Source organism: Streptomyces sp. NPDC050549 (assembly GCF_040655035.1).
In the GTDB taxonomy this organism is placed as follows: domain Bacteria; phylum Actinomycetota; class Actinomycetes; order Streptomycetales; family Streptomycetaceae; genus Streptomyces.
Window position 1 is genome coordinate 22,840 of sequence record NZ_JBFAJD010000015.1, and the last position, 16,227, is coordinate 39,066.

The following is a 16,227-nucleotide window of genomic DNA, read 5'->3' on the forward strand; positions in this document are numbered from 1 at the left end:
GTCCTGCCCGCGATCGGCGGGGTCGTCCTGCTCGGCGCGGGCGCCTGGAGACTGGTGCAGGCGTGGAGCACGGCCCGTCCCCTCACCCGTGGTCACGCCACTGGTCGGGGCGACCGCATCCGGCGGCGCGTCGGTGCCGGGCGCACGGCTCGACGCGCTGACAGGTCCCGGTCGGCCCTCGCCGGCGCCGGTCGCGCTGTCCCTGTTCTCCGTACTGCCCGGTCCGTGCGCCCGTTTCACGGCGGCCCCCGGCACCGCGGTGCTGTGCCGACACTTCCTCAACGGCTTCGTCGTACCGCCCGCCGGCACTCACACCTTGGCCGGGCACCGCGACATCTTCTGACTCGCCTGCCTGTTCACCGCTGCCGTGGTGGGCACGGCTCTGGCCCGCCTCCTCCACGCCCGGGCGGCCCACCGCCGGGTCACCACCGGCGTGGTCGGGCGCTACGCACACCGGATCATGACCGGCGTGGTCCCTCGGCGGGCAATACCATCGCCCGGCCACCCACGGCGGCCCCGCAGGCAGTCCACCCGGTCGGGTGACGACCTGCGGCATCATGGCTGCTTGGCGGACCGATAAGTGCCGTTTCCGGGCTTCATGGCCAGATCCCTCTTATCGTGGAGCGACACAGTGACCATCGGCGTCGAAGCGGGCAGGCCATGCAGGATCCGGAGATCGACTACGCGGCGGTCTTCCGCGACCTGCCCGGCATGGTTGCGCTGCTCACCCCCGATCTTGTCTACCTCGACGCCAACGAGGACTTCCAGCGCCTGTCGGGACGCAAGCGCGAGGAACTGGTCGGCCGCTACATCTTCGACGTCTTTCCGGAGAACCCCAAGGACCCGGCGGCGGCCGGCATGCGCGAGACCCGGGAGTCGATGCTCCGCGCGGTGACCACCGGAGAGCGCGACACCATGGCCCTGCTCCGCTACGACATCGAGGACCCCCCGCTGTCCGGCCGGTGGGTGGAGCACTTCTGGAGCCCGGTCAACGCGCCCGTCCTCGGCCCGGACGGCGAAGTGATGCTGATCGTGCACCGGGTCGAGGAGGTCACCGAGTTCGTCCGGGGCTTCGGCGGCCAGGCCGACGACGGCCGGGCCCGGATACTGGAGGCCGAGCTGTACACCCGGGCACGTGAGCTGCAGCAGGTCAACGAGCGGCTGCGCACGGCCCACGCCCGCGAGCGCGAGGTGGCCCTCACCCTGCAGGCGGCGATGCTGCCCCCGCCGCGTCCCGTCGGCCACCACCGGGCGGCCGTCCGCTACCGGCCCGCCGTGGGAGGCCTGAACGTCTGCGGCGACTGGTACGACCTGGTCGACCTGCCCGACGGCGGAATGGCGGTCGCCGTCGGTGACGTCGTCGGACACGGACTGGCGGCGGCCTGTGCCATGGGCCAGCTGCGCAGTGCCCTGAGCGCGGCCTGCCGGGTCGCCGACGGGCCGGGGTCCGCCCTGGAGGCCCTCGGTCTGTACTCCCGGTTCGTCGAGGGTGCCGAGTCGGCCACCGCGGTCACGACGTTCATCGACTGGGACGACCACACGATCACCTACAGCTGTGCGGGCCATCCGCCGCCTGCCCTGCTCGCGCCCGACGGCACGGTGGCCTTCCTCGACCAGGCCACCGACCCGCCCCTGGGCGCCCAACCCGAGCATGTCGGCCGGGTGCAGACGAGCGTCCCCTTCGCCGAGGGCGCCACCCTGGTGCTGTACACCGACGGACTGATCGAGCGGCGTACGGAGGACATCGACCGCGGTCTGGCCCGCCTCGCCGACTCCCTCGCCCACCACCGGCAGGCGGAACCCGAGTCCCTGGCCGACGCCCTGCTCGCCGATCTGCTCCCCGCCGGGGGCAACACCGACGACACGGCCCTGATCGTTCTGCGTCTGTGACGGCACGTCGGTCGCGGGCAGGGGCCGTGGGTTTGGCCTGAACTCGTGGCCCGGCGAACCGCCCGCCGGCCCTGTGGCGCGTACGCGGACCGAGTACGGCCGGGCGCTTCGTCCGCCCGTTTCACGGGTGGCTTCTCCCAGCCCGTCCACAGCTTCCCCGGCCGATTGTCAGTGATCGCCGCTAACGTTCCGCATGTCGTCGCACAGATGTCGGGACGTCCCGGCTGAACTGTGCTTTCTTCGGGCTGTGTTGATGCGGAAGGCGGGGGCATCGTGGGTTGGCTGTCGGCGGGTGACGGGTACGAAGTCGCCCTGGTGGAGGGGCGGGTGGCGGCGCGTGCCACCGGGGGCCGGGCAGCGGGACGGCAGTTGAAGTCCCTGCCGCGCGCACTCAAGGACCACCCGGAGGTGGACCGGCTGCGGCGATTCGCCGAATGGCTGGATCGGCACGCTGCCGGGTGCGTCGCCCAGGTCGACTCCTGGATGGTGTCGTCGCTGCCCGTCCCCACCGGCCTGCTGGTCCGGGTGTGGCCGGACGAGGCCTGGCAGTCGGCCCTGCGCGACCTGGCCGTGGTCGGCGACGACCCCGACGAGGTCGGCTTCCTCCGCGGCACCACCGAGGACGGCGAGCTGCGGGTGGTGAACCTCGACGGCGAGACGGTACGGCTGTCCCCGCGCACGGTGACCCTGCCCCACCCGGTGCTGCTCCCGGACCTCGACGACATCCGGGAGTTCGCGGCCGAGTTGGGCATCGTGCAGCGCGTCGAGCAGATCCACCGGGCGACCTGGCAGCGCCCCGACGAGCTCGCTCCCAAGGCCACCGAGATACGGGAGTTCGCCGGCGGCTCGTTCCGCTCCCGCTTCGCCCTCGCCGCGCGCGCCAGTTCGCTGGGCTATCGCGTCTCCGGCGGCTACTCCACGGCCCGGGTGCGCGACGGCGGGCGCACCGTCGAGGCCTCCGTGTGGATCGGGGAGCCGTACTGGGAGGACACGGTGGAGACGGGGAGCCTCAGCTGGCAGGACCAGGACGGCCGTGCCCTGCCGTTGCGCGAGGTGGGACCGGTGGCCTGGTCCGAGGGGATGCGGATGGCGGCGGCGCTGTACGCCGGGCGTGACATCGAGGAAGGCAAGAACGCATGAGCGGGGGGACGCAGGTGTCGTACGAGGAGATGCTCGCGGCGGGGGCGGTGCTGCCGCCGGACGCGGAGGGCGCCGGTGAGCGGGCGGTGCCGCTGACGGCCCGGACCTATCGGCATCCGGGTCTCGACGACCAGGTGGTGGTGCGGCTGGTCGCCGGTGAGCTGGGCGCGGCGGAGGACCTGGCCGCCGGTTTCCTCGGCCTGGAGCAGGATGCCGAACCGGCCGTCGTGGGGCTGGGGTTGCGCCAGTCGCTGGGCTTCCCGGAGTGGGTGCTTGTGCACCACCCGGAGGACGGACACCACGCACTCGGTGTCGTACCGGACCTGGAGCGGGCCGCCCGGCAGGCGAAGTCCCGGCCCAAGGCCGCCCTGGACGCCTACGTGGAACTCGGCGCGCGGCTGGCGGCCTCCGTCCCGCACTTCCTGCCGACCTTCTACGAACAGGCGGCCCGGGTCTTCCTCGCCGAGGAGAACGCCACCTACGCGGCCCAGTTGTTCACCCGGGCCCGCAAGGCCGAGGCGGAGCACGGGCTCGTCATCGAGGAGGACCGTCTCGACGCGGTGTTCCTGGAGTTCGCGCTGGCGGGCGCGCTGCCGGTGAAGGTGCTGTCCTCCTACGGCAGGGAACTGGCCGCGCGGGTGCCGGCCGAGGAGGCGCTGCGGCGTTTCACCCGGCTGTGTCTGCGCCGTACCGCGGGCGGTCTGCCGCCGTCCGCGCAGATGGCGGGCGACCTGCGCAAGCTGGCCCGCGCCGCGGGGCGGGACGCCGACCTCGCCGAGCAGGACTACCTGTCCGAACTGCTCGGTCTGCCCTCCACGCTGCGTGCCGCGGCCGGCTGGTGGAAGGGCCACCGTGCCGCGCTGGTGGCACTGGCCGCGCGTGACCGGCAGGTGCGCGGCACTCTGCTGGACATGGTTCCGGCGGGCTACGACGACGAGATGCCCGCGCTGTGGCTCCAGGTGCTGGAGGACTCCGGTGCCACGGCGGGGTTGTGGGATGCGGCCCTGCCCGAGGAGGAGCGTCCCCGGGACGGCACGGCGGGCTGGCTGGAGCGCTTCCTGACGTTCCGTGAGCGGGCCCGGTCCTGGCGCGGCTCGACCCGGATGCCGCGGCTGTACCCGCTCGTGGAGCGGACGGCGGACCGGCTGCGGGCCGAACTCGCCGCGTCCGGCGGCGCGTTGAAGGTCACCCACGACATCGACCTGATCGACCTGCTGCTGTCCCTGGATGTTCCGGTGGCTGCTCCGGAGCGGGACCGCGCCCTGCCGCTGGAGCAGTGGGCGTCGGGCGACGGGCACCGGGATCTGCTGTTCCTGGGTGCCGACGCCCGGTTCCACGGCGTCTTCCTGAAGGGCGCGGACCGCTTCGGCGACAACGACGCGGGCATGCGGGCCATCCGGCTGCTCGCGCAGTCGCCCGGCTGCCGTCCGCTGCTGGCCCGGTGGGTGCGCACGGTCGTCGAGCGGTTCACCGCGGTCGGTCTGCCCCAGCTGCCCGACGCGCTGGCCCGTCTGAAGTGGCTGCCCGCCGAGGCGCTGGCGCTGGCCGAGGCGGAGGTACGCGAGGCGGCCGCCACCGATCTCGCCCCCGTGCTGGCGCGCACCCTGCGGGCAGGTCTCTTCGACGAACTCGGCTGGCCCGCCTGGGAGGAGGCGGCGGCCGAACTCGTCCCGAGGAATCAGGTGGAGGACCTGCTCGTCGCCGACGCCTGGCCCCACCTCGTGGTGGCCGGCGAGGCGCAGGCCCGCGTGATCGGCGCCGAGGGCACGCTGCTCACCCACGATCTGCGCATCCCGTCGGGCGACCGGTACGGCGATCCCGGCTTCCATCATGTCGACGGCGAACTCCTCGTCTACTGGAACAGCCGAAACGACGGCCTGCGCGGCTACTGGCACACCCGTGCCGACCGGGTCGAGAAGCTCGAGGGCCCGCGCGGTACCCGCGGCACCGAAATGGACTGGTACAAGGGCAACTTCCCCATCACCCTGCCGCTGCCCGGCGGTGGCCGGGCCACCGGCCGGGGTGTGCTGCACGCCGGGGACACCACCGTGCCCGAGGAGCGACCGCTCCTCTTCGACGGCTCCAACTACTGGGTCTGGCACGCGGATTCCGAGGACCCGGAGGCGCGTGGCTGGTACGAGTACGACCCGGCCACCGGCGAGCGCGGACGCATGAGCCGACCAGCCTTCCTGGCCGACGGGCTGCGCGACGCACCGACGGGCAGCAGCTTCGCCGGGGGTCGACTGCGGCCCTCCCCCACGACCGGCGCCGCCCCCGCCTCGGCACCCGTCGGCGGCCTTGTGGGCCTGCGCAGGCTGGAACTCCCCGACGGCTCCACGCGGGTCGAGGATCTCGCCGGGCACACCCTCACGCTGCCCGCCGAGGCGGGCCGGCCGTACACGCTGGTGATGTTCCCCGGAGCGGAGCGGCCCACCGCGGTCGTGCACAACGGCTGGCAGCTCGATCTGGTCGACGCGGACGGTGTCGTCACCGCCTGGGCGAAGACCGACCGGACGGCGGGCGTGTTCGGCGAGGGCACTCTGCTGCTGCCGCCGATGCAGTACTGGGAGTGCCTGACCCCGCGCGACCCGGCGGGCTCCACGGGACTGCGCCGCATCGACCGGGACACCACCGCCGCCCTGCTGTCGGCCGCCGCCGACAGGGAACCGGAGGCGCTGCCCGCCGCGATCCGCACGCTGCTGCACGTCACCCACCCCGCTCTGCTCGCGGGCATCGCCGGGGTCGTGCGGTACGCGGCGGCCCAGCAGGCGGTCCTGGACGCGGCGGCGACCCGGCTCACCCTGGCCCTGGAAGGCGGAGTGGCGGACGAGGGTCCGGCCGGTCCGACGGACAGCGTGCTGCGGGACGCGATGAGCGGTCTCGGCGCGTCGAACGGCTACTGGTGGAACCGCGACGACCAGGCCGACACCGTCTTCCGTGCCCTGCGGGTGCTGACCCGTGCCGTCGGCGCCACCGGCGTCGTACCGGGGCCGTCCGATGGCCGGCTCCACCTCGACGGGCCCGAACTGCCCGTCGGACAGCCGGAGTTGCACACCCTGCTCGGGCGGGTGACGGCTCTCGCCTACCGGGCGGCGGCCGGTACCACCGCAGACGAGCACCGCGAGGCGCTTGGGCAACTGCTGGCCGGATTCGAGCAGTTGGGGCTGGGCGGGCGCGAGCTCTGGCGCTCGGTGACCCTGCACCTGGACGCGCACCGGCTGCGGCCGGCCCCGGGCACCTGGCGGGAGGGCTCCTGGAGCGGGCTGCTGCCGCTGGCGGACGGCGCCTTCGTCGCGGTGACCGGCCACGGGTCCCGGGACGACGACGGCTGCGACTTCACCGGTCTGTTCCACGATCCGGCAGGACGGTTTGCCGCTCCGGAGCCGTACAAGGTCCTGGCCTGTGACCCGATCGGCGAGGACGGACAGCCGGGCCGGCTCGGTGTGTTCCTCGCCGCGCTCGCCGAGCGGGGTCCGGCACCGTGGTTCCCGGACGCGGCCGAGGAGTTCGCCCGGCTGACCGGTGTCACCGAGACCATGGCCCGGCTCGTCGTCGCCGGGCTGCCTGGAGTCGACGGCTACGAGCGCGCCTTCCTCACCACCCAGGCGCGCAATGTGATCGGGGTGAAGGTCGCCCCTGCGGCGGTCGCCAAGGACGAACTGCGCGCCCTCGACAGTGCCGTCCGTGCCGCGGTCGTGGCCGCGCTGCTGCCCGCCGACCCGGTCCGGCTGTGGACCGAGGGCCCGGACGTGGCGGCGGGTGCCGCGGTGTGGAACAGCAGGCTCGGCAAGCGTCCCGCCATCCCCGAGGACCTGCTCAGCGACGCCATCCGCGCCTTCAAGCACGCGCCCTGGCCGGTACGGGAAGCACTGCCCGCGCTGCTGGACCCGACCCGTGCCCCGCAGCTCAGCCGGGATCTGCGGTGGGAGGTCAACGGCGACCGGGTGCGGCCGGTCGGCAACGACTCGGCCGGGTTCACCACGCAGACCCTGGTCGGTTCGGTCGGCCTCGCCGCGTGGCTCGCCCACCGGCTGCCGGCAGGCGACCCGATCCGCGCCGCGCTGCCACCCGCGCTCACCGCGGTGCGCCAACGCCTGGCCGCCCCCGGACTGATGCTCGACCTCGGCCCGTACATCAGCCTCCCCGCGTTCCGGAAGACGGCGGGCACGCCCACGGAGACCGGTCCGGGATTCGAGCGCTACGGCGCCGTCGTCCTCGCCACCCATGACGACCAGCCGGCCCCGGCCATCCGTGTCGACCTCCTCGACGAAGCCGGCCAGGACCCCTATCTACCCGCGACCCGCGTCGACGACCAGCCGTTCCCGGCCGAGGTCGCCCTGCGACTGGTCCGCGACCCCCGGTTCGCGGCCCTCCTCGCCGACCCCGGCGAGCCGATCGCGGGCGAGTGGGACAAGGACGGCACCTGGTGGCCCCAGCACCCGGGCCACTCCGTGCCCGACCTGGTCGTCGAGGCGGCCAAGGAGTGCGGCCTCGGCGAGGACGCGGCCACGCTGTATCTGATGCTGCTCGCCATGCCCGACCCGACCGACCGCACGACGGCCCGGTGGACGGGGTGGAAGCCGGCCCGGCTCAAGGCGGCCCGCGCCGAACTGGCCGCCACCGGCCTCGTGGTCCAGGCCACCCGGACCAGGGCCGGCCGCTCGCTCTTCCTGCCCGGCGGCTGGGCCGAACAGCCCTCCCCGCGCGTTCCCCTGGAGCGCTGGAAGCTGCCGCTGTTCGACCTCGTCGACGGCGATCACACGCCCCTCGGCGTGATCGTGCCGGCCGAACCGGTCGCGGACCTGTACCGCAGAGCCTGGCAGCGGGTCCGGGAGGGCGACGCTCCCCGGTTCGAGGAGCTGAAGGTACGGCGGGGCCGCCGCCGCTGACGAACGCCTCGCACGGGGGCGCCCCGCACTTCCCCGGGCGCCCCCACCCCACTGACGACGAACAGACCTACCCAGCAAGGACGTTCATGACCCTGACCGACACGGCGACGGCCCTGCCCGACCGGCAGACCCGGCCGGCCGAAGAGCGCCATGCCACCGAACTCGCCTTCCTCGCCGCCCACGACGAGGGCCCGCGTCCGCCCGGTTGGCAGCTGACGCCCCGATCCGTCATCACCTTCGTGTGCGGCAGCGCCGGCGAAGCCCTCAAGCTCCCCGAGCCGCACGAGACACTGCCCCGCGAACTCGTCATAGCCCCCAAGTTCGTCGGCGAACGCGCCCTGGTGGAGCGGTGCGTGGTCACGCTCGCCGGAGAACGCGGACTGCTGCTGGTCGGTGAGCCCGGCACGGCCAAGTCGATGCTCTCGGAGCTGCTGGCGGCGGCCGTCTGCGGCACCAGCGCGCTGACAGTGCAGGGCACCGCGGGCACCACCGAGGACGCCCTGCGCTACGGCTGGAACTACGCCCTCCTCCTCGCCCAGGGCCCCACTCCCCAGGCCTTGGTGGACTCGCCCGTGCTCAGCGCGATGCGCTCGGGACTGGTGGCGCGTGTCGAGGAGATCACCCGCTGTCTGCCCGAGGTGCAGGACGCGCTGGTGTCGATCCTCTCCGACCGCCGGATGAGTGTGCCCGAGCTGTCCGGCACGGACGAGGCGCAGGTCGCCGCCGCTCCCGGCTTCACCGTCATCGCCACCGCCAACCTGCGCGACCGCGGTGTGTCGGAGATGTCCGCCGCGCTCAAGCGGCGCTTCAACTTCGAGACGGTGCATCCGATCGCGGACGTCGACGCCGAGACCGCGCTCGTGAAACGACAGGCTGTCGCGGCCGTCGAGCGGGCGGGCGCCGCCTTCGACGTCGACGACGCGGTGCTCGACGTCCTGGTGACCGTCTTCCGCGATCTGCGGGCCGGGCGTTCGGCCGAGGGCTGGGACGTGGAGCGTCCGGGCACGGTGATGTCCACCGCGGAGGCGGTGCAGGTCGCGGTCTCCCTCGGGGTGGCCACCGCCTACCTGCCCGCCGGGGACCCGCTCGACCTGGTGCCCGGCCATCTCCTGGGCGTGGTCCGCAAGGACGATCCCACCGACCACGCACGCCTGTTGGGTTACTGGGACGGCCCGGTGCGCCGCCGTGCCGAGGACGGCTCCGCGACCTGGCGCCGCCTCTGGGACCTGCGGGAGAACCTCCGGTGACGATCGCTCAGGACCCCAGGGCCGCGCTCGACGCCCTGGCCGACTCCGTGGTGCCGTACCTGCTGGGTGTACGCCACCACAGCCCGGCGCTCGCCGCCGCCGTGCCCGCGCTGCTGGACGCGGCCGGCGCCGAGGTGGTGTGCGTGGAACTGCCGGTGGACTTCCAGCCGTGGCTGACCCATCTCGGCGCCCCCGGCACACTCGCGCCGGTCGCGCTCGCGGGTGCCGGTGCCGACGGACGGCTCGGCTTCTACCCGTTCGCCGACTTCTCGCCCGAACTCGCCGCGGTCCGCTGGGCTCGGGAGCGGGGGGTGGAGGTCGTCTGCTGCGACCTTCCGATGGCCGACGCGCGGTGGCACACGGTGGTGCCCGAGCGCGCCGAGGTGGACGACCGGCCGACGCCCACCTCCTTCGCGCAGGCGCTCACCGCGGCCGGGACCGGCCGTGACGGGGACGACCTGTGGGACCGCAGCGTGGAGGTCCTCGCCCCCGGCTGCGCCCCCGAGTCACTGCGCCGGGCCGCCCTGGGCGTCGGCTGGGCGCTGCGCCAGGACGCCGAGTCGTCGGGCGGTGTGCCCATGATGGACCTGGCGCGCGAAGCCCATATGCGGGAGACGATCGCCCTCGCGGCGAACGGCGGACGCCGCGTCGCGGCGGTGGTCGGTGCCTTCCACGCGTCGGCGCTGGCTGAGGAGGCGAGCCGGCAGGGGCAGGGGGCGGCCGGCTCGGCGCTCCCGGCGGAGCCCCCGTCCGTCGTCACCTCCCTGGTCCCGTACGCGTTCGATCTGCTCGACTCCCGGTCCGGCTATCCGGCCGGGATCCGCGACCCGCGCTGGCAGCAGGCGGTGTTCGGCGCGGCGGGCGATCCGGAGCTGCTCTACGACGCCGCCGCGCGGGCCATCACGGGAGTGTGCCGGGAGTTGCGCGCCGCCGGGCACACAGCCGGGACCGGCGAGGCCCGCGAGACGCTGCGGGTGGCCTGCGACCTCGCCCGGTTGCGCGGGCTCCCCGCACCGGGCCGGGGCGAGGTGCTGGAAGCACTGACGTCCGTGATGGGGCAGGGTGAGCCGCTCGGCCGGGGCCGTGCTCTCGCGCGGGCCCTGGAAGTGGTCCTCGTGGGCACCGACCGGGGACGGGTCGCGCCGGGCACCCCGCGCTCCGGGCTCGGCCCTTCCGTCGAGGCCGAACTCGCCGCCCTGCGTCTGCCCGGCCCTGACGACCCCGCTCCGCGTGAACTGCGCCTGGACCCGCTCCGCTCCGCCCTCGACAACCGGCGCGAGATCCTCCTCAGGCGGCTCGACGTGTGCGGGGTGGGATACGGCGAGCCGGTCGAGGTGGCCGGTACGGGCGACGCCGCCGCGCTCACCACGCGGTGGCGGCTGGCGTGGGTGCCGTCCGTGCCCGTCCGGCTGGACCTGGCCGGGGTGCGGGGCGTGACCGCCGCGCTGGCGGCCGAGGGAACGCTGCGGGAGACCTTCCGGAGGGAGTCGGCGGAGGGCGGCCCCACATGTGCCCTGGTCCTGACGGGGCTTCGGGACGCCGCCCGCTGCGATCTGCCCGTCCTGGTCGCCCAGCGGCTGGCCGAGGCCGCGGAGGTGCTGCCCGCCTCCGCGACGCTCCCCGAACTCCTCACCGGACTTGACCTGTTGGAGGCGCTGCGCCGGGACCATCTGCCCGGCACCACGCCCGAGTCCCGGCAGGCCGCGCGTGTCCTGGCCGCGGATCTGCTGGAGTCGGCGGTACGGTCTCTGCCGGGTCTGGCCGGCAGCGACGACCCGGAGGAGGCCGCCGCGCTGGTCGCCCTGGCCACACGCGCCGCCGGCCAACGCCTGGGACTGCGCATGGACGAAGCCCTCGGCGGACTCGCGTACATCGCCTCGCCCCTCGTCCAGGGAGCCGCTCTCGCCTGCCGGGTCCTGCTCGACCTGGACGACGCCGACGCTCTCGGCACACGGGCCGCCGGTTGGATCGATGCCGCCACCGCCCCCGCCGGACGGCACGCGCTGGCACGCAGACTCGCCGGACTGCTGACCGGGGCCGCACCACTGCTCCAGTCGGCGCCGACCGCGCTCGATCCCTTGCTCGACCGGGTCGACTCGCTGGGCGACCAGGCGTTCCTGGACCGGCTGCCCGCCCTGCGCGGAGGCTTCGACACGCTGTCGCCGGCAGGCCGTGACCGTCTGCTGAACACGGTCACGGAGCGACTGGGCGACCGTCTCGACCTGACGCTGTCCGCATCGCCGCGTCTGCTGGCCCTGTGGGCGGCGGCGGACGCGGCGGGTCGCGCGGCGGTGGAGGCCCTGCGGGCGGCGCCCTCGACGCCCGGGCCCACCGAGGCTCCGGCACCCTTGACCGCCGCCCCCCGTCCAGCGCCGGTGCCGGATCCGTCCATCGATGACGAGCTCCGTCTCACACCGACGGACCGGTGGCGTCTGCTCCTCGGCAGGGAGAGCGACAAGTTGTCGGCGGGCGCCCGCCGTTACGCGCACGCGCTCGACGAGCTGTACGGCAGGGGCCGCGGCGAGGGCTCCTCGGACCTGGGCCGGGACAGCGGTCCCGGCGGGCAGGGCGCCTCCTTCCCGACCGCGCGTGAGTGGTCCGAGGAACTCCAGGCACTGTTCGGTGCGGAGGTGCGCGAGGAGGTTCTCGCCCGCGCCGCCGATCAGGGGCGCAGCGACGTACTGGCCGAGCTCGACCCCGAGTCCGTACGTCCCTCGGTCGATCTGCTCTCATCCATGCTGTCGTTGGCGGGCGGGATGCCCGAGCAGCAGTTGGCCCGGCTGCGCCCGCTGGTGCGCCGGCTGGTCGACGAGCTGGCCAAGGAGTTGGCCACCCGGATGCGGCCCGCTCTGAGCGGACTGGCCACGCCTCGGCCGACCCGCCGTCCGGGCGGCCGGATCGACCTGCCGCGCACCCTGCGGGCGAACCTGGCGCATGCCCGCAAGAGGGCCGACGGCAGCACCCTGGTCGTGCCGGAGCGGCCGGTGTTCAGCACCCGTTCGCGCAAGGAGGCGGACTGGCGACTGATCCTGGTGGTCGACGTGTCCGGGTCGATGGAGGCCTCCGTGATCTGGTCGGCGCTGACCGCCGCCGTACTGGGCGGAGTGCCCACGCTCAGCACACACTTCCTGGCGTTCTCGACGGACGTGATCGACCTGACGGACAAGGTCGAGGACCCGCTGTCCCTGCTGCTGGAGGTGCGGGTGGGCGGCGGCACGCACATCGCGGCCGGTCTGGCCCAAGCGCGTTCCCTCGTGACCGTACCCAGCCGGACCCTCGTGGTGGTGGTGAGCGACTTCGAGGAGGGCTATCCACTGGGCGGACTCCTGGGCGAGGTGCGGGCCCTCGCGAGTTCCGGGGTGCATCTGATGGGTTGCGCCGCTCTGGACGACTCCGGTACCCCGCGCTACTCCGTGCCGGTGGCGCAGCAACTCGTGGCGGCCGGGATGCCCGTGGCCGCCCTCAGTCCTCTCGCCCTCGCCCGCTGGGTGGGCGAACGCCTCCGCGGAGAGACCCGATGAACCCCGAACTGCCCCCGGTGGCGCCCGAGGTGGCCGCTGCCGCCGTGGAGGCCCTGACCTCCCGACTGCGCAAGAAACTGGACGCCGCGATCGAGACGTATGCGGCCGCGCCCGTCACCGTCGAGGGTGCCGTGCGGCGGGTGCGGTGCGGTGAGGACGCGGAGGTCGTCCTCACGCCGGGTCCTTCCTTGGCGGTCACGGACACCGGGGAGGCCGTGTGCAGTTGTCTGCTGGCCCCGAGGTGCCTGCACCTCGCCGCAGTGCTCGGCGCGTGTCCGGTGGCCGACGCGGAGACACCCGTGGCCCAGGAGGGCGAGACCGCTGGGGAGGTCGAGTCGTCGGCGCAGGACACCGTCCGGGCCGTCGTCGGTGCGCCCGGGCCGGACACCGCCGCGTCAACGCCGCAATCGGGCCCCACAGAGGCGCAGTTGACCGCTGCCCGCTCGCTGTGGGCCGCCGCGGCTGCCGTTCTGGCCGCCGGGGTGCCCGCTGCGGGCGCGGTGGCTCAGGCGGAGGTGCTGCGCGCCTCGCACACCGCGCGCCTCGCCGGGCTGCACCGCGCGGAGGCGGCGGCGCTGCGAGTGGTCCGCGGCCTGCGGGGCGCACGAGCGCGCCATGACGGGCACCGGCTGGCCGACCTGGTCACCGATCTGCGTGAACTGCTGTTCACCACTGGTCTGTTGGCGGCAGCCGATCCGGCGCCGGCGCTGGTCGGAACGGCCCGCCGAAACTACCGGCCGGAGGGCGCGCTGCGTGTGCACGGCGTGTGCCGGGAACCGGTGATCTCCGCAACCGGTTACGGCGGGGTGGTCACCCACGTCATCTCCGACGACGGGAGCTGGTTCACCGTCGCGGACGTGAGACCGGGAGGTCCCGCCCGTGCGCGTGGCGCCGCCACGGCCACGGTCGCGCTCGGTTCGGGCAGCGTCGACCATGCCGGGCTCTCCCGGGGCGGGTTGCTGATCTCGGGGGCGACGCTGTCCCCGGACGGCCGTCTCGGCGCCGGTAAGGGAGTCCGGGCGACGCCGGTCGCGGGCCGGTCCTGGACCTCGCGCCCGTTGGCCGCGCTGTTCGCGCGACCGCTCGCCGAGGCCGTCGCCTCCCGGCTCGGGAACGCTCCGGTGAGCGATCCGGAGGGGGCCGAGCGGACGGCCGGTGAGCTGATCGGCTGTGATCTGGTCATCGTCGGAGTGGTCGACCAGCAGTTGCTCGCGCAGGAGTTGGTCTCCGGTCGGCCGGATCCGGCCGGCCTGCTGATCCGGCTCCTGCCGGCCAACGGTCACCCCGACCTCGCCCACACCGCGAACCTTCGCCGGCTGGCGTCCCGTCCCGGGCTGCGGCTGCGCGTCGTCGGCCGCCTCGACCCCGATCGCGCGGCTGCGCTCAGGCCACTCGCCGTCGGCCCAACGCCGGAACCGGACGAGACCACGGCGACGCTGCGGCTGCCCGCGGCGTGGCAGGGCCATGCCGATATGGGCTACGACCGTATCGAAGGCAGCCATCTGCCGCCCGCCGACGCTCTCCCGGAGACGGCCGGACTCCCTCGCGTCCCGTCCGACCCGGTGGCCGAGGCGCCGTTGTGGCGACTGCGGCGGCTGGTCGAGGTCGCCGTGTCCGGTGGGCGCAGGGCTGCCGCCGAGCCCGCGCGCGACGGCGACCGGGCCGGGGCCGTCGTAGCGTTGCGGCGGGCCGGTTTCCGGACGGCCGCAGATCTGTCGCACGCGCTCGCCGCGGAGGCGGACCGGCGTGGGCGGGATGTGTTCGGCCGCACCGAGGAAGCCGACCCGGACGGGTACGCGCGCGCCTGGCTCGCCGCCGCCGTCTACCTGGCCGGTACCGAGCGGGCGCTGGTCCGGGCCACCTGGGAGCCGCCGGACGCGACCTGACCGCAGGAACCGATTCCCCGGGCGGGCGCCGACCGTGGGGGACGGCGCCCGAACCGCTCTTCGGTCTCCCTTTCCTGACGCCTGTGCCGCCCTCAACTCCCGCTTTTCCGTGGGCAGTTCCCGTTGGACTCCACGGCGCAGGCCGAACGGCGCGACAACGAAGGCGACGGCCATGATCACGCCCATGCCGAGGAGAACCGAGCGGGTGGCCTCGGCCACGCCCAGCCGGACGAAGTGCGGAATGGAGCCGGTGCCACCGCTGCCCTGCCCCGAACTGAGCTGAGCTGAGCTGAGAGATGGACTTGGCCTCCCGGCTCGCCGCGTCGTGGCCCGTCCCCTGCGCGATCAGGGACTGGGTGATCCGTGACTGCAGCACCGAGGCGAAGATCGTGCCGAGGACGGCCAGGCCCAGGCTGGAGCCGTAGTTGCGCACGGTCTGCGTGACGCCGGTCGCCTCGCCGTAGGAGAGCTGGGGCACCCGGTTGACCGCGTCGGTGTTGGACTGTCCCAGCATCAGCCCCATTCCCGCGCCCGTGAGCACGATGCACCACACGATGCTGCTCTCGCTCAGCCCTGTCACCCGGTCCGCCCACAGGAAGTAGCCGACGCAGGCCAGTACCACGGGGCGTTTGGCGCCGATCCGGTCGAGCACCCGTCCGCCGATCTGCGCGGCACCACGAAGCCGAGAAAGAAGTAGAGCAGGTCGAGGCTGGCCGCGGAGGCCTTCTTCCCCAGGGCGACCTCCGCATAGACGCTGGTGAAGAAGAACATGGGGACGAAGGCCGCCATGGCCACGCCCAGGACGATGTTCTGCACGAGGAAGGCCCAGCCCCGGAAGAGGTCGAGGTCCAGCAGCGGATGGGCCGTTCGCCTCTCTGTGAGGACGAAGACCACGAGCAGCATCAGGCCCACGACGACGGTGCACAGCCAGGTCGCCGCGGAGTGCCGGCCCCACCGATAGGACTGCTGGAAGCCGAAGATGCTCAGGCCCACGCCGGCCACGATGAGTGCCAGTCCGCGGTGGTCCATCGGGGCCGGCCGGTGCGGGGTGTGCGGGCGCGCCATCTCGATGAGTACGAGCGCCACGACGGCGACGGGGATGTCGACCCAGGAGATGGCCCGCCGGGTCCACTGCGTCAGCCAGCCGTCGAGGATCGGTCGGACCGCGGTGAGACCGCCCGCGATTCCGAAGAAGGGGGCGAGCGCCTTGCCGCGCTCCTGCAGCGCGTAGGAGTTGACCACGATGGCCAGGGCCGCCGGGTACATGAGCGCTCCACCCGCTCCCCGGAGGGCCCGCAACGCGATCAGCCATCCCTCGGCGCCGCCCTTGGGCGTCAGCCCGCACAGTGCGGACGCCGCGGCGAAGACGACCACCCCGAGGGTGACCATGCGCCGGTGACCGACGGTGTCGGCCAGCCGTCCTCCGAAGGCGAACAGGGCGGCCATGGCCAGCAGGCAGGAGTTGACGGCCCGCTGCACGCCGGTGAAGCCGTCGGGACGACGACGAGGTTCAAGATCCGGGCATCGGTGTCCTTTCGGGTGTCTCCACTACCCTCGCTGACGCTCATCGTCACCGGCGGGCGCGATTCCCGCATCCGTCGGCCCGGCCGGCGTCCACCCCGGATGGACGCCGGCCTGACCGCACCGACAGGTG

General features: G+C 73.9%; 8 protein-coding genes and 1 pseudogene. 8 read left to right on the top strand and 1 reads right to left on the bottom strand.

What is annotated here, in order from left to right; genetic code table 11:
• Positions 1-88: 88 nt before the first annotated feature.
• The 8 genes and pseudogenes from AB0I51_RS22450 to AB0I51_RS22485 all read left to right on the top strand — a co-directional run.
• Positions 89-430, top strand: a pseudogene (locus tag AB0I51_RS22450) (hypothetical protein); the annotation flags it as partial.
• Between the two features lie 230 nt (positions 431-660).
• A complete protein-coding gene (locus tag AB0I51_RS22455; RefSeq protein ID WP_362977729.1) occupies positions 661-1,890 on the top strand; it encodes a SpoIIE family protein phosphatase in 1,230 nt (409 codons plus the stop codon).
• 273 nt (positions 1,891-2,163) lie between these two features.
• Positions 2,164-3,030, top strand: coding sequence for a DUF4132 domain-containing protein (locus tag AB0I51_RS22460; protein ID WP_362977731.1), 867 nt, complete (start codon positions 2,164-2,166; stop codon positions 3,028-3,030).
• Positions 3,027-7,919: a DNA-binding protein gene (locus AB0I51_RS22465; protein ID WP_362977733.1), complete on the top strand. Its 4,893-nt coding sequence runs from the start codon at positions 3,027-3,029 to the stop codon at positions 7,917-7,919. The genes AB0I51_RS22460 and AB0I51_RS22465 overlap by 4 nt, the downstream gene beginning before the upstream one ends.
• 86 nt (positions 7,920-8,005) lie before the next feature.
• Entirely contained in the window at positions 8,006-9,166 is a 1,161-nt protein-coding gene (locus AB0I51_RS22470; protein ID WP_362977735.1) for an AAA family ATPase, read from the top strand.
• Positions 9,163-12,687, top strand: a complete 3,525-nt coding sequence (locus AB0I51_RS22475) for a DUF5682 family protein (protein WP_362977737.1) — start codon at positions 9,163-9,165, stop codon at positions 12,685-12,687. The genes AB0I51_RS22470 and AB0I51_RS22475 overlap by 4 nt, the downstream gene beginning before the upstream one ends.
• Entirely contained in the window at positions 12,684-14,573 is a 1,890-nt protein-coding gene (locus AB0I51_RS22480) for a hypothetical protein (RefSeq protein WP_362977739.1), read from the top strand. Before AB0I51_RS22475 ends, AB0I51_RS22480 begins: the two co-directional genes overlap by 4 nt.
• Before the next feature lie 296 nt (positions 14,574-14,869).
• Positions 14,870-14,998 (top strand): hypothetical protein, encoded by a 129-nt coding sequence (locus tag AB0I51_RS22485; RefSeq protein ID WP_362977741.1) that lies wholly within the window; start codon positions 14,870-14,872, stop codon positions 14,996-14,998.
• Between the two features lie 151 nt (positions 14,999-15,149).
• Here the strand turns inward: AB0I51_RS22485 and AB0I51_RS22490 are convergent, their stop codons facing one another.
• On the bottom strand, positions 15,150-16,052 hold the full coding sequence (locus AB0I51_RS22490) for an MFS transporter (protein WP_362977743.1): 903 nt from the start codon (positions 16,050-16,052) through the stop codon (positions 15,150-15,152).
• Positions 16,053-16,227: the final 175 nt, after the last annotated feature.